Annotated in this window: 25 protein-coding genes, 1 tRNA gene and 1 pseudogene; 12 read left to right on the top strand and 15 right to left on the bottom strand. The window is 71.1% G+C overall.

The window, feature by feature from the left end; genetic code table 11:
* Nucleotides 1–161 precede the first annotated feature (161 nt).
* A complete protein-coding gene (locus EJK15_RS34060; RefSeq protein ID WP_138714597.1) occupies nt 162–1,043 on the bottom strand; it encodes a hypothetical protein in 882 nt (293 codons plus the stop codon).
* Between the two features lie 54 nt (nt 1,044–1,097).
* On the bottom strand, nt 1,098–2,075 hold the full coding sequence (locus tag EJK15_RS34055) for a helix-turn-helix transcriptional regulator (RefSeq protein WP_138714596.1): 978 nt from the start codon (nt 2,073–2,075) through the stop codon (nt 1,098–1,100).
* Nucleotides 2,076–2,121: 46 nt separating this feature from the next.
* On the opposite strand from EJK15_RS34055, the gene EJK15_RS34050 reads away from it, so the two are divergent.
* The gene (locus tag EJK15_RS34050; protein WP_138714595.1) at nt 2,122–2,574 is read left to right on the top strand and encodes a hypothetical protein; all 453 of its coding nucleotides are present in this window, start codon (nt 2,122–2,124) and stop codon (nt 2,572–2,574) included.
* Here EJK15_RS34050 and EJK15_RS34045 read toward each other — a convergent pair.
* The 5 genes from EJK15_RS34045 to EJK15_RS34025 all read right to left on the bottom strand — a co-directional run bounded on the left by EJK15_RS34045 (nt 2,561) and on the right by EJK15_RS34025 (nt 6,823).
* Nucleotides 2,561–2,887: a hypothetical protein gene (locus EJK15_RS34045; protein WP_138714594.1), complete on the bottom strand. Its 327-nt coding sequence runs from the start codon at nt 2,885–2,887 to the stop codon at nt 2,561–2,563. The genes EJK15_RS34050 and EJK15_RS34045 overlap by 14 nt on opposite strands.
* Nucleotides 2,888–2,973: 86 nt before the next feature.
* The gene (locus tag EJK15_RS34040; RefSeq protein ID WP_138714593.1) at nt 2,974–3,381 is read right to left on the bottom strand and encodes a hypothetical protein; all 408 of its coding nucleotides are present in this window, start codon (nt 3,379–3,381) and stop codon (nt 2,974–2,976) included.
* 36 nt (nt 3,382–3,417) lie between these two features.
* Nucleotides 3,418–5,214 (bottom strand): Na+/H+ antiporter NhaA, encoded by a 1,797-nt coding sequence (gene nhaA, locus EJK15_RS34035; RefSeq protein ID WP_138714592.1) that lies wholly within the window; start codon nt 5,212–5,214, stop codon nt 3,418–3,420.
* A 98-nt stretch (nt 5,215–5,312) separates the two neighbouring features.
* Entirely contained in the window at nt 5,313–6,002 is a 690-nt protein-coding gene (locus tag EJK15_RS34030; protein WP_138714591.1) for a GAP family protein, read from the bottom strand.
* Between the two features lie 182 nt (nt 6,003–6,184).
* Nucleotides 6,185–6,823, bottom strand: a complete 639-nt coding sequence (locus tag EJK15_RS34025; protein WP_138714590.1) for an SDR family NAD(P)-dependent oxidoreductase — start codon at nt 6,821–6,823, stop codon at nt 6,185–6,187.
* 171 nt (nt 6,824–6,994) lie between these two features.
* Between EJK15_RS34025 and EJK15_RS34020 the strand changes: the two genes are divergently transcribed.
* Nucleotides 6,995–7,228 (top strand): hypothetical protein, encoded by a 234-nt coding sequence (locus tag EJK15_RS34020; RefSeq protein ID WP_138714589.1) that lies wholly within the window; start codon nt 6,995–6,997, stop codon nt 7,226–7,228.
* Nucleotides 7,229–7,279: 51 nt separating this feature from the next.
* Here EJK15_RS34020 and EJK15_RS34015 read toward each other — a convergent pair whose 3' ends face one another.
* The 4 genes from EJK15_RS34015 to EJK15_RS34000 all read right to left on the bottom strand — a co-directional run bounded on the left by EJK15_RS34015 (nt 7,280) and on the right by EJK15_RS34000 (nt 11,815).
* Nucleotides 7,280–8,650 (bottom strand): Dyp-type peroxidase, encoded by a 1,371-nt coding sequence (locus EJK15_RS34015; protein ID WP_138714588.1) that lies wholly within the window; start codon nt 8,648–8,650, stop codon nt 7,280–7,282.
* Nucleotides 8,651–8,814: 164 nt separating this feature from the next.
* Nucleotides 8,815–9,798, bottom strand: coding sequence for a lytic polysaccharide monooxygenase auxiliary activity family 9 protein (locus EJK15_RS76510; protein WP_138714587.1), 984 nt, complete (start codon nt 9,796–9,798; stop codon nt 8,815–8,817).
* Nucleotides 9,799–9,839: 41 nt separating this feature from the next.
* Nucleotides 9,840–11,141 (bottom strand): sensor histidine kinase, encoded by a 1,302-nt coding sequence (locus tag EJK15_RS34005; protein WP_138714586.1) that lies wholly within the window; start codon nt 11,139–11,141, stop codon nt 9,840–9,842.
* On the bottom strand, nt 11,138–11,815 hold the full coding sequence (locus EJK15_RS34000; protein WP_138714585.1) for a response regulator transcription factor: 678 nt from the start codon (nt 11,813–11,815) through the stop codon (nt 11,138–11,140). The genes EJK15_RS34005 and EJK15_RS34000 overlap by 4 nt, the downstream gene beginning before the upstream one ends.
* A gap of 24 nt (nt 11,816–11,839) precedes the next feature.
* On the opposite strand from EJK15_RS34000, the gene EJK15_RS33995 reads away from it, so the two are divergent.
* On the top strand, nt 11,840–12,307 hold the full coding sequence (locus EJK15_RS33995; protein WP_138714584.1) for a hypothetical protein: 468 nt from the start codon (nt 11,840–11,842) through the stop codon (nt 12,305–12,307).
* A 105-nt stretch (nt 12,308–12,412) separates the two neighbouring features.
* Nucleotides 12,413–12,793: a hypothetical protein gene (locus tag EJK15_RS33990; protein ID WP_138714583.1), complete on the top strand. Its 381-nt coding sequence runs from the start codon at nt 12,413–12,415 to the stop codon at nt 12,791–12,793.
* Between the two features lie 62 nt (nt 12,794–12,855).
* Here the strand turns inward: EJK15_RS33990 and EJK15_RS33985 are convergent, their stop codons facing one another.
* Nucleotides 12,856–13,350 (bottom strand): 2-thiouracil desulfurase family protein, encoded by a 495-nt coding sequence (locus EJK15_RS33985; RefSeq protein ID WP_138714582.1) that lies wholly within the window; start codon nt 13,348–13,350, stop codon nt 12,856–12,858.
* Nucleotides 13,320–14,675 carry a DHA2 family efflux MFS transporter permease subunit gene (locus EJK15_RS33980; RefSeq protein WP_138714581.1) on the bottom strand — a complete coding sequence of 452 codons (1,356 nt, stop codon included), beginning with the start codon at nt 14,673–14,675 and terminating at the stop codon, nt 13,320–13,322. The genes EJK15_RS33985 and EJK15_RS33980 overlap by 31 nt, the downstream gene beginning before the upstream one ends.
* A gap of 54 nt (nt 14,676–14,729) precedes the next feature.
* On the opposite strand from EJK15_RS33980, the gene EJK15_RS33975 reads away from it, so the two are divergent.
* The 7 genes from EJK15_RS33975 (at nt 14,730) to EJK15_RS33945 (ending at nt 19,081) form a co-directional block, all read left to right on the top strand.
* Nucleotides 14,730–15,419: a TetR/AcrR family transcriptional regulator gene (locus EJK15_RS33975; protein WP_206061252.1), complete on the top strand. Its 690-nt coding sequence runs from the start codon at nt 14,730–14,732 to the stop codon at nt 15,417–15,419.
* A gap of 54 nt (nt 15,420–15,473) precedes the next feature.
* The gene (locus tag EJK15_RS33970) at nt 15,474–15,836 is read left to right on the top strand and encodes a hypothetical protein (protein ID WP_138714580.1); all 363 of its coding nucleotides are present in this window, start codon (nt 15,474–15,476) and stop codon (nt 15,834–15,836) included.
* 52 nt (nt 15,837–15,888) lie between these two features.
* Complete coding sequence (locus tag EJK15_RS33965) at nt 15,889–16,272, top strand: hypothetical protein (protein WP_138714579.1); 384 nt, start codon at nt 15,889–15,891, stop codon at nt 16,270–16,272.
* Between the two features lie 31 nt (nt 16,273–16,303).
* Nucleotides 16,304–16,909 carry an SRPBCC family protein gene (locus EJK15_RS33960; protein WP_138714578.1) on the top strand — a complete coding sequence of 202 codons (606 nt, stop codon included), beginning with the start codon at nt 16,304–16,306 and terminating at the stop codon, nt 16,907–16,909.
* Between the two features lie 119 nt (nt 16,910–17,028).
* Nucleotides 17,029–18,261: a CynX/NimT family MFS transporter gene (locus tag EJK15_RS33955; RefSeq protein ID WP_338089903.1), complete on the top strand. Its 1,233-nt coding sequence runs from the start codon at nt 17,029–17,031 to the stop codon at nt 18,259–18,261.
* A 70-nt stretch (nt 18,262–18,331) separates the two neighbouring features.
* Complete coding sequence (locus EJK15_RS33950; RefSeq protein WP_138714577.1) at nt 18,332–18,547, top strand: helix-turn-helix domain-containing protein; 216 nt, start codon at nt 18,332–18,334, stop codon at nt 18,545–18,547.
* A 3-nt stretch (nt 18,548–18,550) separates the two neighbouring features.
* On the top strand, nt 18,551–19,081 hold the full coding sequence (locus tag EJK15_RS33945; RefSeq protein WP_138714576.1) for a Clp protease N-terminal domain-containing protein: 531 nt from the start codon (nt 18,551–18,553) through the stop codon (nt 19,079–19,081).
* Nucleotides 19,082–19,091: 10 nt separating this feature from the next.
* Here the strand turns inward: EJK15_RS33945 and EJK15_RS33940 are convergent, their stop codons facing one another.
* On the bottom strand, nt 19,092–20,006 hold the full coding sequence (locus EJK15_RS33940; RefSeq protein WP_138714575.1) for an RNA polymerase sigma-70 factor: 915 nt from the start codon (nt 20,004–20,006) through the stop codon (nt 19,092–19,094).
* 74 nt (nt 20,007–20,080) lie between these two features.
* Here EJK15_RS33940 and EJK15_RS33935 point away from each other — a divergent pair.
* Nucleotides 20,081–20,153, top strand: a tRNA-Ala gene (locus EJK15_RS33935).
* Between the two features lie 52 nt (nt 20,154–20,205).
* Here the strand turns inward: EJK15_RS33935 and EJK15_RS33930 are convergent.
* A pseudogene (locus EJK15_RS33930) lies at nt 20,206–20,378 on the bottom strand (glutamine synthetase); the annotation flags it as partial.

Below are 20,378 nucleotides of genomic sequence, written 5' to 3'. Positions count from 1 at the left end.
CTCGTTTCGCCTGAAACATTGCGAGTGTGTAATGAAAGTTTCATCGCGACAACATGCCTGGTGCTTGCCTGTGAGTGTCACGTCGTGAGCTGCGGAGGAACACAGTCGAAGCGCCAAAAGGTATGAAACTTTCGGCGAATGGTCGAAGGGCGTAGGGTCCCTTACGCCGTGAGCGCCGCCTCCGTCAGCTCCTGCCACCACCGCTCCCGGTGCGTGGCGCGGAGCAGGCGGTTGTGCAGGCGGTGCAGGACCTTGGCGTTGTGCGTGTTGACCTCGAGCTCCTCGGCCTGCGCCAGGCGGCGCAACGGTCGGCCGTGGCAGGTGGAGCAGCCACACGTGCCGGCGCCGAGCCACTCGACCGGTACGAACTCCAGCCGCTCCGGCACGAACGCGCTGCGCGCCCCGCCACGCCGCCAGCCGCCGCGCACTCTCTTCATGGCCTCACTCCGTGAGGCGTGCGGCTCCGGGTACAGGTGGCGCAGCACCTCGCGGACGCCGACCGCGGCCCACTCGGCGCCGTGCGCCAGCGCGGCCAGCGCCGTCACGCCCGCCGAGAGCAGGGGCAGCGGCAGCGGCCGGTACGGCGGCCCGTCCTCGACGACCAGCGCCACCGGCACCCCGTAGTCGGTGACCGTACGCACCAGGGCCGCCCGGTCCTCGGCCACCCACCGGGCGTGTACGGGGAGCACGGCGATCACGCGCTCCCACTGGACGGCCTGTTCGAGGATGGCGTGCAGGGAATCGTGGTCCCCTTCGCCGATATATCCGGAATCGGTGAGCGGGGCGGTCGCCCCCGCCTCCACCTGGTCCGCGATCCAGTCCGGCGACAGCCGGGCGGTGCCCCGTACCCGCGCCGACCCCGCGTACCGGCGGCGGTCGGCCAGGATCGGGCCGTCGTAGCCGCCGCGGCGCACCATGCGGACCGCGTCGTGCGCGGCCTGGCCGGTGAAGACCAGGCCGGAGCCGGGATGCCCGGCCAGCGCCACCGCGTCGTAGACGTCCCTGGCGCTGACCTGGACCAGCAGGCGGTCGCGCAGGTCCATGGCGCGCTCTCCGAAGGAGTATTTACGACGAAATATCCCCACAAAGAGAGGTGTTCAGCCGCTCCCGTAGCGCTCGGCGAGCACCTTCGCCGCGGCGGCCAGGCGATCGCGCAGCTCGCCGGGCGAGAGCACCTCGGCGTCCGTGCCCAGTCTGAGGAACTCGCCCAGCGCGTGCTCGATCGATTCGATCGGCACCGTGACCCGCGTCCAGCCCTCCTCGTCCGGCGGCCCGGCGGTCTGTTGCGCCGCCGCCACCACGCCCGGCGTCATGAGGTCGGCCAGGCGCTCCACGCCACGCGGCGACAGCCGCACCTCCGCCTCGCCCCACCGCAGCCGGGCCTCGAACTCGGCCAGGTAGCCCTGCCAGTACGCCGCCAGGTCGAAGCCCTCCGGCCGGGTGAAGCCCTCCGGGAGCGCGTGCAGGTCGAGGATCTGGGAGACGCGGTAGGTGCGCACGTCCTCGCCCACGCCCGCCACCAGATACCACCGTCCAGCCTTGACGACCAGCCCGTACGGGTCCAGCCGCCGCTCCACCTCCTGAGGCTCCTTCCAGCGGCGGTACCTGACCTGGATGCGGCGCTCGTTCCAGACGGCGTCGGCCACGGCCGCCAGGAACGTGACCGGGTCCTGGTCGCGATACCACGTGGGCGCGTCGAGGTGGAAGCGCTCCTGGATGCGCCCGGCCCGGTCGCGCAGCTCGACGGGGAGCGCGGCCATCAGCTTGAGCTGAGCCGCCGTCACCACCGCGCCCAGTCCCAGCTCGGCGGCCGGACCCGGCAGGCCGGCCAGGAACAGCGACTCGGCCTCGTCCGCCGTCAGGCCGGTGAGCCGGGTGCGGTAGCCGTCGAGCAGCTGGTAGCCGCCCTTCGGGCCCGCGTCGCCGTACAGAGGGATGCCGGCCGCATGGAGCGACTCGACGTCCCGGTAGATCGTGCGTACCGAGACCTCGAGCCGGTCGGCCAGCTCCCGCGCGGTCATCCGGCCGCGCGTCTGCAGGAGCAGCAGGATCGAAACCAGGCGAGAAGCACGCATCAACACTGACACTACCTGTCAGTGACCCCGGCCTACGTTTGGGCGCATGAACGATTTCGACTTTCTCGCCGGACACTGGAACGTCGCCAACCGCCGCCTCGTGAAGGCGCTCGCCGGGAGCGGCGAATGGGACGAGTTCCCCGGCCACTCGGTCGCCACCCGGCACTTCGACGGGGCGGCGAGCTTCGACGAGATCAGGTTTCCGACCAAGGGGTTCAGCGGGCTGACCGTACGCGTGTACAACCACGAGACGCGGCAGTGGTCGATCTACTGGGGCAGCAGCGCGCCGGGCGTGCTGGACACCTCGCCCATGGTGGGCGCGCTCGAGGGGGACCGGGGCGAGTTCTACGGCGAGGAGACCTACGAGGGCAGGCTGGTGCGGTGCCGGTTCATCTGGACGGTCATCGGCCAGGACACGGCCCGGTGGGAGCAGGCCTTCTCGGAGGACGAGGGGGAGAGCTGGGAGACGAACTGGACCATGGACCTCACCCGGGCGTGACGCTCTGGGTGGCGCTCGGCGTGCCGGCAGGAGCCTCGCCGGCGGTGCTGCGTACCCACAGGACCGCGGCCACGGCCAGGGCGGCGATCAGCAGCACCAGCCCGCCGGCCACGATCACCCACCACCAGCCGGACTTCGGCGGCTTGGCCTCGTAGAGAGGGACGTCGGGGAGCATGTCCGGCGTGTACGGCAGGCGCTGCGTCGAGTAGACGTTCGGCGGGCCTTGGCGGGGCGGCGGGGCCGGACGGGGAAAGCGGTGCCTGACGGTCTGATTGGGGTCGGGCTCCTGGCGGTCAGGCTGCTCACGAGTCATGATCCCCCGCACTCGGTGGAGGTCTGTTTACCCCCACATTGTCACACTCCCAAGGCATACCGTTGGGGCTCGCTAACCGTGGGGACTCAGCCCTGCGGCGGCCGGGGCGGGGCCTGCCAACCTGGAGGCTGCTGGAACGGCGGCTGCTGCCAGCCCGGTCCCTGGGGTGCCGCTGGTTGCCGCGGGTCGCGCCGGGCCACCACAGCCCAGATCAGCAACCCCGTGCCGCTCACTCCCAAGATCAGGTTGATCAGGCTCGTGATGGTGAACGCCGTCATGCCCAGCAGATCGCTCAGCTGGTTGAGCAGGAAGCCCATCAGGGCATTGAAGATCACTTGTATCAGGAGCAGAAGGCAGCCGATTGTCCCGATCACCGCCGCCCGTCCATGATGCGGCCGCCTCACCACCATCAGGATGGCGCCGACGATCAATAGGACGCCTGTCAGGACGGCGGAAACGAGGTTGAAGACGATGGGGGAGGTCGTCTCGATCATCAAGGAACTCCGGCAGATAGAGGGATGTCGGTCACGCTACGGGGATCGGCGTAGTTCTTCGACGGCCCGGGCGATCGAATTCAGGTCCAGCGGACCCTGGTAACGGACGCCGTTCAGGAAGAGCGTGGGGGTGCCGCGGACGCCGCTGTCGCGCCCCGACTCCTCGTCGAGGGCGATCCTGGAGACGTGCCGGGGCACGTCCGACCAGGGCTCGACGTCGAGTTGCGCGGCGTAGTGCTTGAGGTCGGCGTCCGTGAGGAAGCGCTGGTTGTCGAAGAGGATGTCGTGCATCTCCCAGAACCTGCCCTGATCGGCCGCGGCCTCGGCCACGATCGCGGCGGGGGCGGCGCGGGGGTGCAGGGTCCGGATGGGGAAGTGCCGGAACACCAGCCGCACGTCGGGGTTCTTCCTGCGGATCTCCTCCAGGACCGGATGGAGCCGTCCGCAGTACGGGCACTCGAAGTCGCCGTACTCCACGATCGTGACCTTGACCTCCGCCGGCCCCCGTACGTGATCGTCGGGCCCCACCGGCACGGAGAGGATCTCGGGCAGCACCTCGTCGGGCTCGACCTCGGGCGGCGCGCAGACTCCGCCCCGATCCCACGCCATCCGGAAGATCACCCACCCCAGCCCGGCGGCGAGCAGCGACCCCGCCAGGATCCCGATCTTCGCCTGGTCGCGGATCGCCGCATCGTCGAAGGCCAGGTCCACGATGAACAGCGCAACCGTGAACCCGATCCCCGAGACCGCGGCCCCGCCCAGCAACTGCCCCCACACCAGGTTCCCCGGCAGGATCCCCCACCCGAACCTGAGCGGCAGCCATGTGCCGAGCCAGATGCCGACGAACTTGCCGAGCAGCAGCCCCAGCGCCACGCCGATGGCCACCGGAGACGTGAGAGCCGCCCGCAGGGTCTCGCCGTCGAGCCGCACCCCGGCGTTCGCCAGCGCGAAGATCGGTACGATCACGAAGCTGGTCCAGGGGTGCAGCCGCAGCTGGAGCCGCTCGTTCACGGAGACGGCGTGCCGCACCCGCCGCGTGGCCACCATGGCCGCCCGTGCGCTCGGCTCGCTCGTGAACTCCTGCATGGCCTCGCCGGCGAGCAGCAGCTTCTGGTCGGTGGGGGCGTAGACGAAGACCAGGGCGCCCAGCGCGATGCCGATCAGCGTGGGATGGATCCCGCTCTCAAGCGTGGCCACCCAGAGCGCGAACCCCAGCACGATGTACGCCGGCGCCCGCCAGATCCGCAGCCACCGCAGCGTCACGATGGCCGCCAGCAGCGCCGCGGCGGTGATGAGTGCGGGAATGGACAGGCTGGCCGTGTAGAACAGGGCGATGATGATGATGGCCAGCACGTCGTCCACGATGGCCAGCGTCAGCAGGAACGCCCGCAGCGGATCGGGGCACCGGGCGCCGACGACGGCGAGCAGCCCGAGTACGAAGGCGGTGTCGGTGGCGATGGGCACACCCCATCCGCCGGCGCCCGGCCCGCCGAAGTTGAGCAGCAGGTAGACGCCGGCCGGCACCAGCATCCCGCCCAGCGCGGCCACGGCCGGCACGGCGATCAGCCGCCGGTCGCGCAGCTGCCCGAGCCGCATCTCGTAGGAGATCTCGAGCCCGATGACGAAGAAGAAGAGGGTCATCAGCCCGTCGTTGACCCAGTGCCGCAGGTCCAGCGAGAAGGCGGCGTCCCCGAAGGAGATGCCCATCGGCGTGTGCCAGAAGGCTTCGTAGGTGTCCCCCCAAGGGGAGTTCGCCCAGAGCAGGGCCAAGGCAGTGGCGACGAGCAGCACGCTGGTGCTCCCGGCCTCGGTCCTGAAGAAGGCTCGCAACATCACAGATCTCCCCTCGGAGATCCGATCCTAGATTGGCCCCCGCGGCGACCTGCGGTTGCCTACCCCGGTGCCCCCGGAGGGACGGCGGCCGCGCCGTTTCATCCGGGCTGGAAGAACAGGTAGACCACCGCGTCCCTGGCCAGCAGGAAGCCGACGATCGCCAGCGCCCAGCTGACCATCGAGGCCGAGTGCTTGGTCAGCCACGCCCGCAGCCGCTCCAGCCTCGGCTCCAGCCAGGCCCCGGCGATCCCGCGCAGGCCCATGAGCGCCAGCGGCGGCAGGATCATGATGAGCACGTAGCCGGCGAGCAGCGGCAGCCACTGCCCGGCGGCCAGGCCGGACGTGGTCATGATGCCGATGGCGGCCAGGTACGGCACCATCGTCGCCACCTCGAGCACCCCGGCCGTCAGCCCCAGCAGCACCATCACCCGCGGGCCGCCCAGCCGCGGCTCGAACCGGTGCTCCGGCTTGCCGCGCTTCGCCCGGCTCTTCGGGTCGAACCTGAAGCTCAGCAGGAACAGCCCCACGCCCAGGACGAGCTGCACCCAGTACGCCGGGCGGCTGTGCAGCGCGTCGCCGAAGGTCTCCATGGCCGCGGACAGCCCCAGCATCAGCGCGACCCCGACCAGGAAGTAGAAGACCGCGATGGTGCCGAGGTAGATCAGCAGCCGCGTCACCCGCGACCTGCCCGAGGCCAGCAGCAGGTAGATGGGGATGACCAGGGTGCCGAAGCTGGTGCTGTCGACCACCGCCAGGGCGGCGAGGGTGAGCATCAGTCCGATCGTCATGCAACGATCCTGCTGGCAAGGGGGTGCCGGGCGCCTCCTCCGCCGGGCCGAAACGCGCGTACATCCTTCTATGCATCCGTCGATGCCTTCGGCTCAGCCGAAGGCCGGCGGCAGGCCCCAGGAGAGCAGCCGGTGCGGGACGCGGCTCACGCGCGTGACCCCCGGCGGCAGCATTGCGGACGTCACGGAGTCACCGAGGACGCGGCGAGGTCCCGTGCCGCCAGGCGATCGGCGGCCTTGCCCAGCATGCGCCCGTTCATCCGCACCGCCCGCGAGCGCGGCACGAGCCGGGTCATCAGCCGCATCAGCCGCCCGGGAATGTGCATGGGCCGCTTCTTGAGGAACGCCGCCACGGTCTCCCGCACGGCGGCGTCGGCGGGCATCGGGCGGATCGGGAGCTCGGCGCGTTCGAGCCCGTAGGCGTCGATGATCGGCGTGTCCACATTGCCGGGGAGCATCACCATGACGTCCACGCCGGCGGACTCCAGCTCGTAGTGCAGCGCCTCGCCGAGCATGAGCACGTACGCCTTGGAGGCGCTCACGTGCGCCATGTTCGGCAGCCCGTGAACCGCGCCCAGCGCCGCCACCAGCACCATCCCGCCGCGCCCCCGTGCGACGAACCGCCGCCCGAACCCGTGCGCCAGCTCCAGGTACGAGGTCGCGTTGAGCACGAGACGGCGGTGCAATTCGTCGAGGGCCTGGTCGAGGAAGGGGCCGGGGCTGCCGCCGCCGGCGTTGGACACCAGCAGCCCGACGTCCAGGTCGCCGGTGGCCGCGATCAGTCCCGCGGCCGACTCCGGCTTGCTGAGGTCGACCGTGATGACGCTGAAATTTGAATCATAGTTTGGACTTTAATCTGGATTGCAGTACAAATCTAGGGGCCTAGGATTGATCGATGTGAAGACGCCACCCCCCGATCTCGCCGGCCGCCTGCTCGACGTGGGGGAGCAGGTGCTCCGCACGGACCCGCCGCCCTGGGGGCGACCGGCCGGATGGGCGAGGTCATGCAGGCCAACGACGCCTGGATCGCCGAGCCGCTGCGCGAGCTGATCGCCGAGGGTCGTGACGTGGGCGCGTTCGCCGCCGACGACGTCGCCGACGCCGTGAACGCCATCCTGGGCGCCGTCATGCTGGGCGTCCTGGGCCGGTCGATGTCCGGAGGCGGCGTAGGCGCGGCGTTCCGCGAGCGGCTGACCGATCAGATCGTCCGGGGCGTCCTCGCCTGAACCGCCGGCGGCGGCGCGGCCGTCTGAGGCCACGCCGCCGCCGGGAGGAGCTCACAGATCGCGCAGGTACGCCAGCGACGGCGCGAAGAAGTACTCGCCGCCCTTCATCGTGACGGTCTGCGCCACCTGGGCCTGCGGGGGCGACATTTCAGGCTTGCCCCAGACCTTGGGGAAGGTCACCTTGATGTCCCGGTCTCCCTGGCCGATGACCGGATCGTGGCCGGTCGCCGGGTTCTGGAAGTCCGGGTTGTTCGCCCACTGCTGCTGCGTGAACTCGAACTGGTCGAGCAGGCTGCCGTTGAACGCCATGAACAGCAGCCCGACCTCCCCGCTGGGGCGGTTCTCCGGCGGCGAGTCGTCCCACGGGTCATCGGTCCGCTCCCCGTACGTCTGCCCGCGCCTGGCCATGATCACCTCGCGCCCGAACGACCGCGGGTTCGTCTTCCTGACGTGCCCGCTGAACGGGCACTTGCTGCCGTCGTCCGCGTCGAAGGTGAAGTCGTTGACCACCGGCCCGCCGCCCGCCTTCGGCTTGGTGGTCAAGGGCGTGCCGTCCTTGAACCGGCCGACGAGCATGGCGCCCGCCCGGTCGCGGTCGGCGCCGGCCAGGCCGAGGCCGTCGGCCAGGTCCTGCTCGATCTCCTTGAACGCCCTGACGTTCTGCTCCAGCTTCCTGAACACCAGGTAGCTGCCGTGGTGGCGGGCCGGATCCGGCGCGAAGGGGTCCGGCACCAGGACGTTGCCCAGCGGGAACGCCGGGTCCCAGTGCTTCTTCGGCTCCTTGTCGACCTCGTCCTTCAGGAACAGCGGCTGGCTGCGGCCGTCCACGTACCCGAAGTGCTCGATGCCGTCGCCGGCCGGGTTTCGCATGCCCTGCCCGCTCTCCTCGCCGAGCAGCCGGGCGCTTGCCGGCAGCTCGCCGAGGATCTCGTCGCGCAGCGCCGCCACCGTGTCCGGCTCGGCGTCGCCGATGAGGATGACGGCGTGGATCTCCCGCTGGTAGGTGCGCTCCCACTGCTCCACCGGCGGGTCGTTCACCTCGGCGATCCGCTGCTTCATGCCGTCGCGGAACGCCTTGTCGCCGAACTTGCGCACGTCCTCGACCGAGTGGCCGAGGTCGCGGTATCCGGCCTTGCTGATGCCGACGCCGACGTACGGCGTGCCGCGGCGGCCGCGCGTCGCGAAGTCGCGCAACTCCTCCAGGTGGTTGCGCGCCGACTTCATCTTCGTGGTCGCGAGGTGCCGCAGGAACGCCTTGCCCTCGGCGACGTCGTTGAACCGGACGAACAGGACGGACAGGTGTTCGCGTACGTGCGCACGCAGGATGTTCGGCTGAAGGTTGTCGAGCATCGCTTTGGTGTCCGCGTCGAGCGTGGCCGAGTCCCAGGCCAGGGGTTGTTCGTTGGTCAGGTCGACAGGCATTTGCCGAGTCCCTTTCCCCGTTTCGGATTGAAATCGGGCCCCCTAAGCGCGCCGTAGGGGAAGACGCTCTCCACGAATCCCCCGCATGTCCAAACGCGCCCCATCTGTACGACTCCTGGGGGGTAGGGAAAGTTTCCCGGGAACCGGTCGGCCTGATTTCCCGATCAGCGGTGGGAGACCGTGAGCGTGGTACGGGCCAGGCCGCCGTTCTTGCAGTGGACCGTCACCGGGAACGTGCCTGCCTTGACCGCCTTCAGACTGGGCGACCAGGCGGCGGCCGGCGCGTCGGGGGAGTTGCGCCGCGTGGCGAACGCCGCGGACACGACCCCCCTGACCTCGGAGCCGCCGCACGTCGCCGTGACCTTGACCGGCCGGCCCACGGTGGCGGTGGCGGGGGAGAGCCCGACGCCCGCGCTGACGGTCGCCGGCGCGCCGCCGCCCCCGGGCGTCGGCGTGGGCTTCGGGGTCGCCGTCGGCGTGCCCGTGGGCGCGGGCGCCGGGGACGGGTTGCTCTGCCCGAAGACGACGTCCGAGCAGGAGTAGAACGCCTCCGGACTGTCGCCGCGCTGCCAGATCGCGTAGATCAGGTGGCGGCCCTGCTTGGCGGGCAGCTTGGCGGTCATCGTGTAGAAGCCCTCGGTCACCGCCGGGTTCTGCACGGTGTGGAACGGCTTGGTTTCCAGGTCCGACCACTTCAGCGGCTTGGCCGGGTCGTAGCCGTCCTTCGTGATGTACAGCTCGAACCCGCCCTTGTGCGGAGCGGTCGCCCGGTACTTGAACGTGTGGGACGCCCCGCCGGCCATGGTCGTGGCCGGCCAGTCGGCGCGGGCCTGGTCGAACCCGCGGTACTTGTCCCGGCCCGCGCTGCACAGCTTGCCGTCCGGGATGATCTCGCGGTGCCGGCCCGCCGCGTCGGCGATGTTGACCTCGTTCCAGTCGTACAGGGGCTGGGTGCCGCCGATCGCCACGGCCTGCTTGCACGCGGCCGACTTGGGGCTCTCCGGGCCCTCGCTGTAGCAGACCATGGTGCGGCTGGGCGGGTTGCTCATGGTGCCGTGCGCGTAGGCCGTGCCGGGGGCGACGGCGAGCACGAGGAGCGTGGGGGCGGCCAGGGTGGTGGCGACGAGCGCCTTGCGGTTGATCTGCATGCAGACCACCCTGGAGCACTTGAAATGCCGAAATATGCGGCTTAAGTGTCCTTTAAGGCTGGCTTAGACGCCTTTTCAGTGCGGATCCATACCTGCACCTGCGCGCCGCCCAGCGACGAGCGGTCCAGCCGCAGCACGCCCCCGGACGACTCGGCCAGCCTGCGCGCGATGTCCAGCCCTAGCCCGGTGGACCCGCTGCCGCTGGCGCCCCGCTCCAGCGCCGCCTCCGGGTCCGGGATGCCGGGCCCCGCGTCTGCGATCAGAATGCCCACGCTGTCCCGGCCCTCGTGCAGCGTGACGCTGAACGCCGTGCCCTCCGCCGTGTGCCGGAACACGTTCCCGAGCAGCGCGTCCACCGCCGCCGTCAGCTCGCTCGCCGGTACGGGAACCCGCACCGGCAGGGTGGCGCCGACGAGCTCCCACGGCCGCGCCTGGTCCTCCGCGAGCGCCGACCAGAACGCCAGCCGCTCGCGCAGCACCTCCGCCGCGTCGCACGAGCGTGCCGCCCGCGACGACGGCCGCCGGGCCGCCGCGATGATCGTGTCGACCTCGCCCTCCAGCCGGGCCAGCGCCTGCCTGCTGGGCTCGGCCTGCGGCCCGAGGTGGTCCAGGCTCAGCCGGAGCGCGGTGAGTGGCGTGCGCAGCCGGTGCGACAGGTCGGCGGCCAGCTCGCGCTCGGCGGCGAGCAGGTGGGTGACCCGGTTCGCCATGGAGTTGAACGCCGTCGCCGCCGCCTGCAGCTCTGGCGGCCCGTCGAAATAGATGCGCTCGCTCAGGTCCCCGGCGCCCAGCGCGGTGGCCGCGGTGCCGAGCCGGCGCGCGGCCCGTACGACCCGGGCCCCGAGCCGGTCGCCGACCAGCACCGACCCGGCCACCAGCACCACGGCCACCCCGGTCAGCACCGCCCACGACGCGAAGACGCCCTGGTTCAGGTGGTCGGCAGGAACGAACACCTCGATCACCGCGCCCCGGTCGCCGTCCAGCGCGACGGGCCGCAGCAGCGCGTACCCGGACGGCAGCTCCACCGTGCTCGCCCTCGTCTGCTCGGCGGCCCTGGCCACCTCGGCGGCGGGCGCGCGCGAGGTCCCCGCCGTCGCGCCACCCTTGACGTGGATGGCCAGCAGGCCGCGCCGCCCCGCCTCGGTACGGGCCATGGCATGCCCGAGATCGCCGCTCGTCGTCGTCAGCGCCAGCACCGGCACCAGCGCGGACGCCTGCCGCTCGGCGCCCGCCAGCGCCCTGCTCTGCGCGGTCTCCCTGACGATCAGCGCGAGCGGCACGAGGAAGGCCAGCGCGACCATCGAGGTGACCGCGACCATCAGGACGGCGAGGGTCCTCCTCACCGCGGCGCTGACAGCATGACGCCGACGCCGCGGACGGTGTGCAGGTAGCGGGGCTGGGAGGCGCTCTCGCCGAGCTTGCGCCGCAGCCACGACAGGTGCACGTCGATCGTCTGGTCGTCGCCGTACGCCAGCCGCCACACCTCGGCCAGCAGCTCCTTGCGGGTCACGACCCGGTCGGCGCGGGCGGCGAGGTAGGCGAGCAGGTCGAACTCGCGCCTGGTCAGCGAGAGCGGCCCGCCGTCGAGCGCGGCCTCGCGCCGGCTCACGTCCACGACCAGGCCGCCGACCTGGAGCGTCTCGGGCGCGGGCGCGGACCTGGCGCGGCGCAGCACGGCGTCGAGCCGGGCGCTCAGGTGGTCGCCGGAGAACGGCTTGACCAGGTAGTCGTCGGCTCCGGCACGCAGCAGCCTGACGATCTCTGCCTCGTCGTCGCGGGCGGTGGCCACGATGACCGGCACGTCGGAGATGCCGCGTACCATCCGCAGCGCCTCGGAGCCGTCCAGGTCGGGCAGGCCGAGGTCGAGGATGACGGCGTCCGGCGGGTGCTGCGAGATCTCCCTGAGCGCGTCCAGGGCGCAGCCCGCGCTGCGGACGGCGTGCCGCCGCCTGCCTAACTCGTGGATGATCGCCGATCGGACGAATTCATCATCTTCGACTACGAGAACCGTCGCCATGCGCACCAACCGTACAATCCCCCTATGCGTCGAGCCCTTCGATATGCCGCGATCTGGTGCGGAGCCACCGTGATCGCCGTGTCGGTGTCGTGGTTCGGCGTCCGCGGGGTGCTGCGCAGCGAGTTCGTGGACGACGTCGCGGTCGAGCCGTTCCTGGCCCAGACGGCAGCGGCCGACGTCGCCGCGCCCGAGGCGAAAACGCCGACGCGGGAGCCGAGGACCCCCGAGCCCCGGCGTACCACGAAGAGGCCGGTCCCGACCCCATCGTCCCGCGGGGGATCGCTCAAGGTGGTGACGGTCAAGGGCGGCGAGGTGGCGTTCCGGATCGGCTCCGACGGGTGCCGCCTGGTGTCGGCCACCCCGGTCAGCGGCTACACCGCCAAGGTCGCCCGCGCAGAGGGCTGGATCAGGGTGGACCTGGTCAAGGGCGAGCACGGCACCGGCGTGTTCTGCATCGGCCACGAGCAGCGCACCGACACCTGGGAGTACTGAGGTGATCCGCCTGGTGAGGCGCCTGCTCTCTACTGCGAATGGTGTAGCGGAACCGCCTCCCCGGGGACGATGGCGCGGGACCGTTCCGGTGCGAACGTGGTGAGCATGGACGCACTGCGCAGAGCCTTGGGCGGGCTCTCCCTGATCTACGCGCTGGTCTTCTTCACGGCCACGCTGCTGCACGCCGGGATCGAGCTCGGCCCGCTGCGCCAGCCCGTCATCGTCCCGGCCGCCATCGTGGAGACGCTGTGCGGCGCCGCCATGCTCGCCGGGGCCTACGGTGCGCTGGCCGAGCGGGCGTGGGCCTGGGACGGGTTGATCTACTCGCACGCTGCCGCGCTGGCCGGGGTGCTGATGGGAATGCTCTCGATGGCGCTCAGACCGGCGTTCGCGGAGAACCCGCTGCTCACCTGGTATCACGGCTCGATCGCGGCCGCGCTGGCCGCCGGCCTGAGCGCGGCCTTCTACGTGTCGAGGGTCCGCTAGGACTCCACGATCGGCGGCCGGGCGTCCTGCGTCTCCAGGGTCCGCAGGTGATCGAGCGCCTCCTACGTCTCCAGTGTCCGCAGGTATTCGGCGGCCTCGGCGACGTGCTCCTCGCTGAACACGCGGATCCCGTTCATCTCGAGCAGCGCCGTCGTGACGCCCTGCCCGGGCGTGCGGTGGCCACGGAAGGTGCCGTCGTAGATCGACAGCACGCCGCACGAGGGGCTCCCTTCCTTCAGCACCGCCACCCGGATCCCGGCGGCCTGGGCGACGGCGAGCGCGGACCGCGCGCCCGCCAGGAACTCGGCCGTCACGTCGGACCCGTCCGTGGCCAGCACGCGGGCGGCGCCGGAGAGCACGGCCGCCCCGCCCGCGCCGCCCTCGATCTCGGCGGCCGGGCGCGGGATCGGCAGCCCGCCCTCCACCTCGGGGCAGAACGGCACCAGCCGCCCCTCCTTGCGCCACCCGGCCAGCCAGGCGTCCGAGCTGGTCTTGGCGCCGCCGTCGTAGCGCACCCGGCGGCCCATCAGACAGGCGCTGACGAGGATCCTTTCCACGCCTTCGATCTTATGAGCGCGATGGGCACCAGCGAGACGGCGGCCAGCGCGATGGCGCAGCCGAAGGCGTACGTGAAGGGCCGCGCCACGTCCGCCCTGGTGAACAGCTGCAGCAGCACGGCGAGCAGCGCGACGCCGAACGGCGAGGCGAGCCGTACCGCGATCGTGCTCAGCGTGCTGGCGGCCGGAATGGCGGTCCGCTCCAAGGTCTTGAACGCGGCCGCCATCACCGACGTCGACACCAGCCCGTGCCCCAGGCCGAGCGCGAAGATCGGCACCGGGCCGCCGAACGCCGTGAAGGCCACCAGCCCCGCCACCGCCACGACCACGCCGGCCGCGCCGACGCCGCGCGGCCCCTTGCTGTCGGTGAGCTTGCCCGCCACCGGCATCGTGATCGCCGCGCCGATCCCCATCGGGGCCAGCAGCAGGCCGGCGTCCAGCGCGTTCCCGCCCTCGGCGAGCTGGCTGTAGAGCGGGACGAGCACCGTGAAGCCGAACATCGCGGCCGAGTAGCACACGAGCGCGACCACCGCAGCGGCGAACGTGCGGTTGCCGAACAGCCGCAGGTCCACCAGCGCTCCTGGGACCTTCATCGCCCGCACCGTGAACGCGGCGACCAGGGCGAGCCCGATCCACAGCGCCGGATGCAGGAGCGAGGCCCCGTTGCCCACCTCGGACAGGCCGTAGACCAGCGCGGCCAGGCCGGGGGACAGCACCGCCAGGCCGATCACGTCGAGGCCCTGCGGGTTCGCGCCCGGCTCGCTGGGCAGCAGCAGGAACGCGGCGAGCAGCGCCACCGCGCAGACCGGCACGTTGATCAGGAACAGCCACCGCCAGCCGACGGCCTCGACGATCACCCCGCCGAACGGCGGCCCGAGCACCGGCACCAGCATCGCGGGCACCGAGATCAGGGCCATCACGCGGCCCATGCGTTCCTTGCCGGCCGCCTGGGCCAGCATCGTCTGGCCCACGGGCAGGAGCAGGCCCCCGCCCAGCCCCTGCACCGCGCGGAAGGCGACCAGGCTCCCGACCGACCAGGCGGCGGCGCTGAGCGCCGAGCCCGCGATGAACAGCACCAGCGAGACCAGCCAGACGTTCCTGCTCCCGAACCTGCCCACCGCCCAGCCGGTGACGGGGACCGTCATCGACAGGGTCAGCAGGTAGCCGGTGACCGCCCACTGCATGGTCGCGATCGTCGTGCCGAAGCCGCGGGCCAGCGAGGTGATCGCCACGTTGACGATCGTCGTGTCGAGCATCGTCATGACGACGCCCAGGAGAACGACCAGGCCCGTCGTCCGGAGTGGATTTCGTACGCTGTATCGCATGCCGTACACCGTATCACTTTCGTACGGTGTAGCGCTTGCCCTAATATCGGGACCGTGAGTTCTGTCTGGTCGCGGCCCACGCCGCCCCGCCGCCCGGCCCTGACCAGGGAGGCGATCGTGACCGCCGCCATCGCGATCGCCGACGCCGAGGGGCTGGCCGCGGTCTCGATCAGGCGCGTGGCCACCGAGCTGGGGGCCAGGGCGATGACGCTCTACTCGTACATCGAGCGCAAGGAGGACCTGCTGGCCCTGATGCTCGACGAGGTCGCCGCCGAGGTACTCATCGACGGGCCGCTGCCCGCAGACTGGCGCGAGGCGCTGCTGCTGATCGCCCGGCGCGAGCGGGAGCTCGTCCGCCGTCACCCCTGGCGCGTCGACCTGATCTCGCAGGGAGCCGTCGTGGGGCCGAACGGGCTGCGGCACGTGGAGCAGAAGCTGGCCGCGCTCGACGGGCTCGGGCTCGACCGGCTGACGGCCTGGCGGATCTTGGCCGCGTACAACGACTACATGAGCGGGTTCGTGGTCAGAGAGTCGCTGGAGCGCGCGGCGCCCAGGCAGCGGGGGATCAACGAGGCCGAGCGGGCGGCGGTCGCGGAGCCGTACATCAAGGAGCTGGTCGAGAGCGGTGAGTTCCCCCGGCTGGCGCCGATGATCGAGCAGGGCGTGCCGGGGGCCGACGACAACTTCGAGCGCGGCCTGCGCTGGCTGCTGGACGGGATCGAGCGCGATCTGCCCGCACGCTAGCCCGGCCTTCTCCGGAATCGGGACCGCCCCACCCGGGCGATAGCCTTACCTCCGATGAACACCACCGTCTCCACGATCGTCATCGTCGGCTCGCTGCTGCTCATGCTGGCGAGCCTGATCGTCGCGATCCGCAACCGGCCGATGGGCATGGTGCTGCTGGTCGGCTTCGCCGCGCTCGAGGTGGCCGTGCTGGTGCAGCTGGGGTTCGTGATCGCGGCGGTGGCCGCGGGCGAAGGGCCCGACGACAAGGCCACGCTGTGGGGCTACCTCGCCGGCGAGGTCGTGATCCCGCCCGCCGGGGTGTTCCTGGCGCTGGCCGAGCGCAGCAGGTGGGGGTCGGCGATCCTGGTCGTGGCCGGGTTCGCGATCGCGGTGATGACGGCCCGGCTGCTGCAGATCTGGCAGGGGGTGGCGTGACGACCTCGACGACACGGCGGCGGGACGGCGCGGCGGACCGGAGGGGGACGGCGTGACCACGTCGTCCATCGGCACGGGTCCCGGGCGGGCCCTGATCGCCGTCTACGCGCTGTTCTCGCTGGCCGCGGGGGCGCGGGCGGCCGTGCAGATCGCGGGCAAGTTCGACGAGGCGCCGCTGGCGTACTCGCTGTCGGCGTTCGCGGCGCTCGTCTACATCCTGCTCACCGTCGCCCTCTGGCGCGGCGCACGGCGCCTCGCGCTGGTCGCGCTCGGCATCGAGCTGGCCGGCGTGCTCATCATCGGCACCGCCAGCCTCCTCGACCCGGAGGCCTTCCCCGACGAGACGGTCTGGTCGGGGTACGGCAAGGGTTACCTCTTCATCCCGCTGGTGCTGCCCGTCGTGGGCCTCTACTGGCTGCTGCGGCGCAGGCGTTAGCGCCCGTCGTGCCCGGGCAGAGGAGCTCCCCATGAGCACGATCGAGCACTCAATAGACGTCGAGGTCCCCATCACGGTGGCCTACAACCAGTGGACGCAGTTCGAGAGCTTCCCCGAGTTCATGGAGGGCGTGGAGTCCGTCAAACAGATCACCGACACGCGTACCGTCTGGGTGGCGGAGATCGCCGGTGCCCGGCGCGAGTTCGAGGCCGACATCACCGAGCAGCACCCGGACGAGCGCATCGCCTGGCGCACCACCGACAAGCCGCACCAGGCCGGCGTCGTCACCTTCCACCGGCTCGACGACAACACGACCAGGGTCACGCTCCAGATGGAGTACGACCCGGAGGGCTTCGTCGAGACCGCGGGCGACTGGCTGCAGCTCGTCCGCATGCGCGTCATCGGCGACATGAAGCGCTTCAAGGCGTTCATCGAGTCGCGCGGCGGGGAGACGGGCGGCTGGCGCGGCGACGTGCCCGGCCCGCACCAGCGCGGCTCGACGTACGGCGAGAGTGACCAGCCGGTGCCGCCCGGCACGGTGGGCGGCGACGCCTACCCGCCCGGCGACACCCTTCCACCGCCCGGCCCGGTGCCTCCGCGCGACGAACCCCCGGAGGGCCCGCGTCCGGTCCTGTGACCGCACATTTCGGCGGCCGGCCACGTAGCACGTGGGACGGCCGCCGACGCGTGTCGGTGCCAGGAATAAATCCATATTTCGGTCCTGTTAAGGTGGTGATTCGTCCCATGATTTGATGAGTGGAGGACCTTCCCCGCATGAGCGTGCTCGCCCAAGAGTCCAGAGGCAGAACGACCCCCCTCGCCTGGCTCCTCGTGCTGGGAATCGTGCTCGCCGCACTCAACCTGCGCACCGCCGTCACCAGCGTCGGCCCGCTCCTCGACCAGCTGTCCGGCGCCCTGGGCATGACGAGCGTGGGCACCGGCCTGCTCACCACCCTCCCCGTGCTGGCCTTCGCCAGCGTGGGCGCCGTCACTCCGTCCCTCGCCAGGCGGATCGGCGAGCACCGGCTCCTCCTGCTGGCCCTCGTCACGCTGGGCGCGGGCCTGCTGGTCAGGTCGCTGGTCGGCTCGGCCCCGGTGTTCCTGCTGAGCAGCGCGGTCGCGCTGTCCGGCGGCGCCGTCGGCAACGTGCTCATCCCGACGCTGATCAAGCGTCACTTCCCGGCCCGTACCGGGATCATGACCACCGTCTACACCACGGCCCTGGCGACGGGCACCATGCTGGCCGCCGCCGCGACCGTGCCGATCGAGCGCGCGTCAGGCGACTGGCACATCGCGCTCGGCGTGTGGGCGGCCCTGGCCGCCGTCGCCGCCATTCCGTGGCTTGCGCTGCTGCGCAGTGAGCCGGAGCGGCACACAGGCGGCCGGGACGCGGGCCTGCGCCGGATGCTCGGCAGCAGGCTGGCCTGGATGATCGCGATCTACTTCGGCACCCAGTCGATGATCGCCTACATCATGTTCGGCTGGCTCGCCACCATCCTCACCGACGACGGCTACAGCACCTCGCAGGCCGGGCTGATCCTCGGCGTGTTCACCGCGCTGAGCATCCCCGTCTCGATCGCCGTGCCCATGGTCGCCTCGCGCTTTCGCGACCAGCGTCCCGTCGTGGTCGTCCTCGTCGCGTTCTACGCGGCCGGCTTCCTCGGGCTCTGGGCCGGGCCGGCGTCGACGGCGCCGGTGTGGGTGTTCCTCATCTCCGTTGGGATGGGGTCGTTCCCGCTGGCGCTGGTGATGCTGGGGCTGCGCACCCGCACGCCGGAGGCCACGGCCGCGCTGTCGGCGTTCGGCCAGAGCGCCGGGTACCTCATCGCCGGCGCCGGCCCGCTGCTGGTGGGCGTGCTGTACGAGTTGACGGGCGGGTGGGGGCTGACGTACACGCTGATCTTCGGCGTGCTCGCCGCACAGCTCTTCACCGGCCTGTACGCCGGCCGTGACCGCTACCTGGAGGACGAGCGGCCGCCGGCACGTTGACGCGGATCGGCTCCGGCCTTTCTGTCAGCATATGCTGACAAGCGTGCCTCTGTCAGCATATGCTGACGCCATGGAAGTCACCGAACTGGCCGAGGCGGCCGCTGATCGCGATCCCGGGGTGGGCCTGGCGGCGGTGGCCGCGCTCAGGGCCCTGCTCGAAGAGCTGGAGGCGATGCACGTCTCGAACGCGCGCGCTCAAGGGTGGTCGTGGGAGCAGATCGCCGACGCGCTGGGGGTTCGGCGGCAGACCGCCCACCGCAAGCACGCACGCAGGACAAGGGGGTAGCTCGTGTTCGCCAGATTCACAGAAGGCGCCCGCCACGCCGTGGTCAGGGCAGGAATCCTCGCGCTGGACGCCGGTCGGCCCGTGCTCGACGCCGATCTGATGCTGCTGGGGCTGGCCGAGGTGCGGCCGTTCGCGCTCTCGTCGTTCACCGCCTCCGGGCGCGACGTACGGGAGCGGGTGGACGCCGGCGACGCGCGGTCGCTGCTCGCCACCCTCGGCATCGACCTCGACCTGGTGCACCGCCGCACCAGAGCCGGCGCCGACGAGCCCCGGGCGTGGAACCTGCGCCGCTCCCGGCTGCGGCCGCTCCGCGTGACGCTGTACGGGCCGCTCGGCGAGATCCCGCTGGCCATGCATGCCAGGAAGGTGATCGAGGTGGCCATGTGGCGGCCGGGCCCGGTCACGGGGGAGCGGCTGCTGTGGGGGTTGCTGGCCGACTACTCGAACGGCGCCGCCGGGATCCTCCGGGATGCCGGGGTCGACCTCCGCACGCTGGTGCGCGAGGCGGGCATACCCTTCCGCCAGGTCGCCTGAGCGCCGCACTTCAGAGGGCGCCCGCTCCGGGACCCGTCGCGGGCCGCAGGTGGGCGACCTTCTCCGGGTTCGCGACGAGGTAAATGGTGTCGATCTTGCCGTCCGAGAGCACCAGCGAGATCACCGTGATCACCTTGTCGCCCGCCGAGATGACGATCGCGGGCGCGCCGTTCATCTCGGTCATCCCGAAGGACAGGCCGGAGTCCTTCGCCAGGCCGACAGAGGGCATGAAGCGGGCGATGTTCACCGGGGTGTTGATGGACAGCAGGTAACGGCCGACGTGGTCGGCGCCGGTGATGATGCGCAGAGCCGCCCTGGCCTTGCCGCCGCCGTCGCTGACCATCGTGACCTCACTGGACAACAGCTCGATCAGCCCGTCCAGGTCCCCGTTCGCGGAGGCGTTGATGAACCGCACGGTCATCCGCCTCCGCTCGTCCCTGTCCACGTCGAACCGCGGCCGTTTCTCCTGTACGTGGTCGCGCGCCCGCCGCGCGAGCTGCCTGGTGGCCGGCTCGGACCGCCCGATGACCTCGGCGATCTCCGAGAACGGCAGACCGAACGCCTCCCGTAACACGAACACGGCCCGTTCCAGCGGCGAGAGTGTCTCCAGCACCACCAGCAGCGCCATCTCCACCGATTCGGCCAGCTCGGCCTGCTCGGCGACGCCGGGCTCGGTGCTGATCGGCTCGGGCAGCCACGGCCCGACGTACGCCTCCCGCCGCGACTTCGCCCACCGCAGCCGGTCGATGGCCAGCCGCGAGGTCACCTTGACCAGGTAGGCTTTGGGGTCGCCGACCGTCGCCTCGTCCAGGCCCGACCAGCGCAGCCACGCCTCCTGAACGACGTCCTCTGCATCGGCGACGCTGCCCAGGATCCGGTAGGCGACCCCGGTCAACAGGCTCCGATGGTCTTCAAAGGTCGACATACCCCTAAGACGTAGCAGATGCCCTTCGGCGTGACACGAGCGCTTCTGGATTCCGATAGACTTGGTGATCGAAAGGGGCTATGGCGCAGTTGGTAGCGCGCCTCCATGGCATGGAGGAGGTCTGGGGTTCGAATCCCCATAGCTCCACCCCGATCACACCGCCCCTTACCTGCGGAAACCTCACAGGCAAGGGGCTTTCTCACATCCGCTCGAAGCTGCGGAACAGCTCCCAGTCCGTCACCGCGGCGTCGAACGCGGCCAGTTCCACCCGCGCGTTGTTGGCGTAGTGCTCGACCACGTCCTCGCCGAAGGTCTCACGGGCCAGCTTCGACCCCTCGAACAACGCCAGCGCGTCGCGCAGCGTGTGCGGCA

It is taken from the genome of Nonomuraea basaltis (assembly GCF_005893125.1).
GTDB classification, from domain to species: domain Bacteria; phylum Actinomycetota; class Actinomycetes; order Streptosporangiales; family Streptosporangiaceae; genus Nonomuraea; species Nonomuraea basaltis.
This window is presented reverse-complemented; position numbering and strand designations above follow the sequence as displayed.

Bases quoted from the DNA above. Each gene is read 5' to 3' on its own strand.
- EJK15_RS34060 (WP_138714597.1), bottom strand. From the start codon at position 1,043: ATGGACCTGCGCGACCGCCTGCTGGTCCAGGTCAGCGCCAGGGACGTC.
- EJK15_RS34055 (WP_138714596.1), bottom strand. From the start codon at position 2,075: ATGCGTGCTTCTCGCCTGGTTTCGATCCTGCTGCTCCTGCAGACGCGC.
- EJK15_RS34050 (WP_138714595.1), top strand. From the start codon at position 2,122: ATGAACGATTTCGACTTTCTCGCCGGACACTGGAACGTCGCCAACCGC.
- EJK15_RS34045 (WP_138714594.1), bottom strand. From the start codon at position 2,887: ATGACTCGTGAGCAGCCTGACCGCCAGGAGCCCGACCCCAATCAGACC.
- EJK15_RS34040 (WP_138714593.1), bottom strand. From the start codon at position 3,381: ATGATCGAGACGACCTCCCCCATCGTCTTCAACCTCGTTTCCGCCGTC.
- nhaA (WP_138714592.1), bottom strand. From the start codon at position 5,214: ATGTTGCGAGCCTTCTTCAGGACCGAGGCCGGGAGCACCAGCGTGCTG.
- EJK15_RS34030 (WP_138714591.1), bottom strand. From the start codon at position 6,002: ATGACGATCGGACTGATGCTCACCCTCGCCGCCCTGGCGGTGGTCGAC.
- EJK15_RS34020 (WP_138714589.1), top strand. From the start codon at position 6,995: ATGGGCGAGGTCATGCAGGCCAACGACGCCTGGATCGCCGAGCCGCTG.
- EJK15_RS34015 (WP_138714588.1), bottom strand. From the start codon at position 8,650: ATGCCTGTCGACCTGACCAACGAACAACCCCTGGCCTGGGACTCGGCC.
- EJK15_RS76510 (WP_138714587.1), bottom strand. From the start codon at position 9,798: ATGCAGATCAACCGCAAGGCGCTCGTCGCCACCACCCTGGCCGCCCCC.
- EJK15_RS34000 (WP_138714585.1), bottom strand. From the start codon at position 11,815: ATGGCGACGGTTCTCGTAGTCGAAGATGATGAATTCGTCCGATCGGCG.
- EJK15_RS33995 (WP_138714584.1), top strand. From the start codon at position 11,840: ATGCGTCGAGCCCTTCGATATGCCGCGATCTGGTGCGGAGCCACCGTG.
- EJK15_RS33990 (WP_138714583.1), top strand. From the start codon at position 12,413: ATGGACGCACTGCGCAGAGCCTTGGGCGGGCTCTCCCTGATCTACGCG.
- EJK15_RS33980 (WP_138714581.1), bottom strand. From the start codon at position 14,675: ATGCGATACAGCGTACGAAATCCACTCCGGACGACGGGCCTGGTCGTT.
- EJK15_RS33970 (WP_138714580.1), top strand. From the start codon at position 15,474: ATGAACACCACCGTCTCCACGATCGTCATCGTCGGCTCGCTGCTGCTC.
- EJK15_RS33960 (WP_138714578.1), top strand. From the start codon at position 16,304: ATGAGCACGATCGAGCACTCAATAGACGTCGAGGTCCCCATCACGGTG.
- EJK15_RS33950 (WP_138714577.1), top strand. From the start codon at position 18,332: ATGGAAGTCACCGAACTGGCCGAGGCGGCCGCTGATCGCGATCCCGGG.
- EJK15_RS33940 (WP_138714575.1), bottom strand. From the start codon at position 20,006: ATGTCGACCTTTGAAGACCATCGGAGCCTGTTGACCGGGGTCGCCTAC.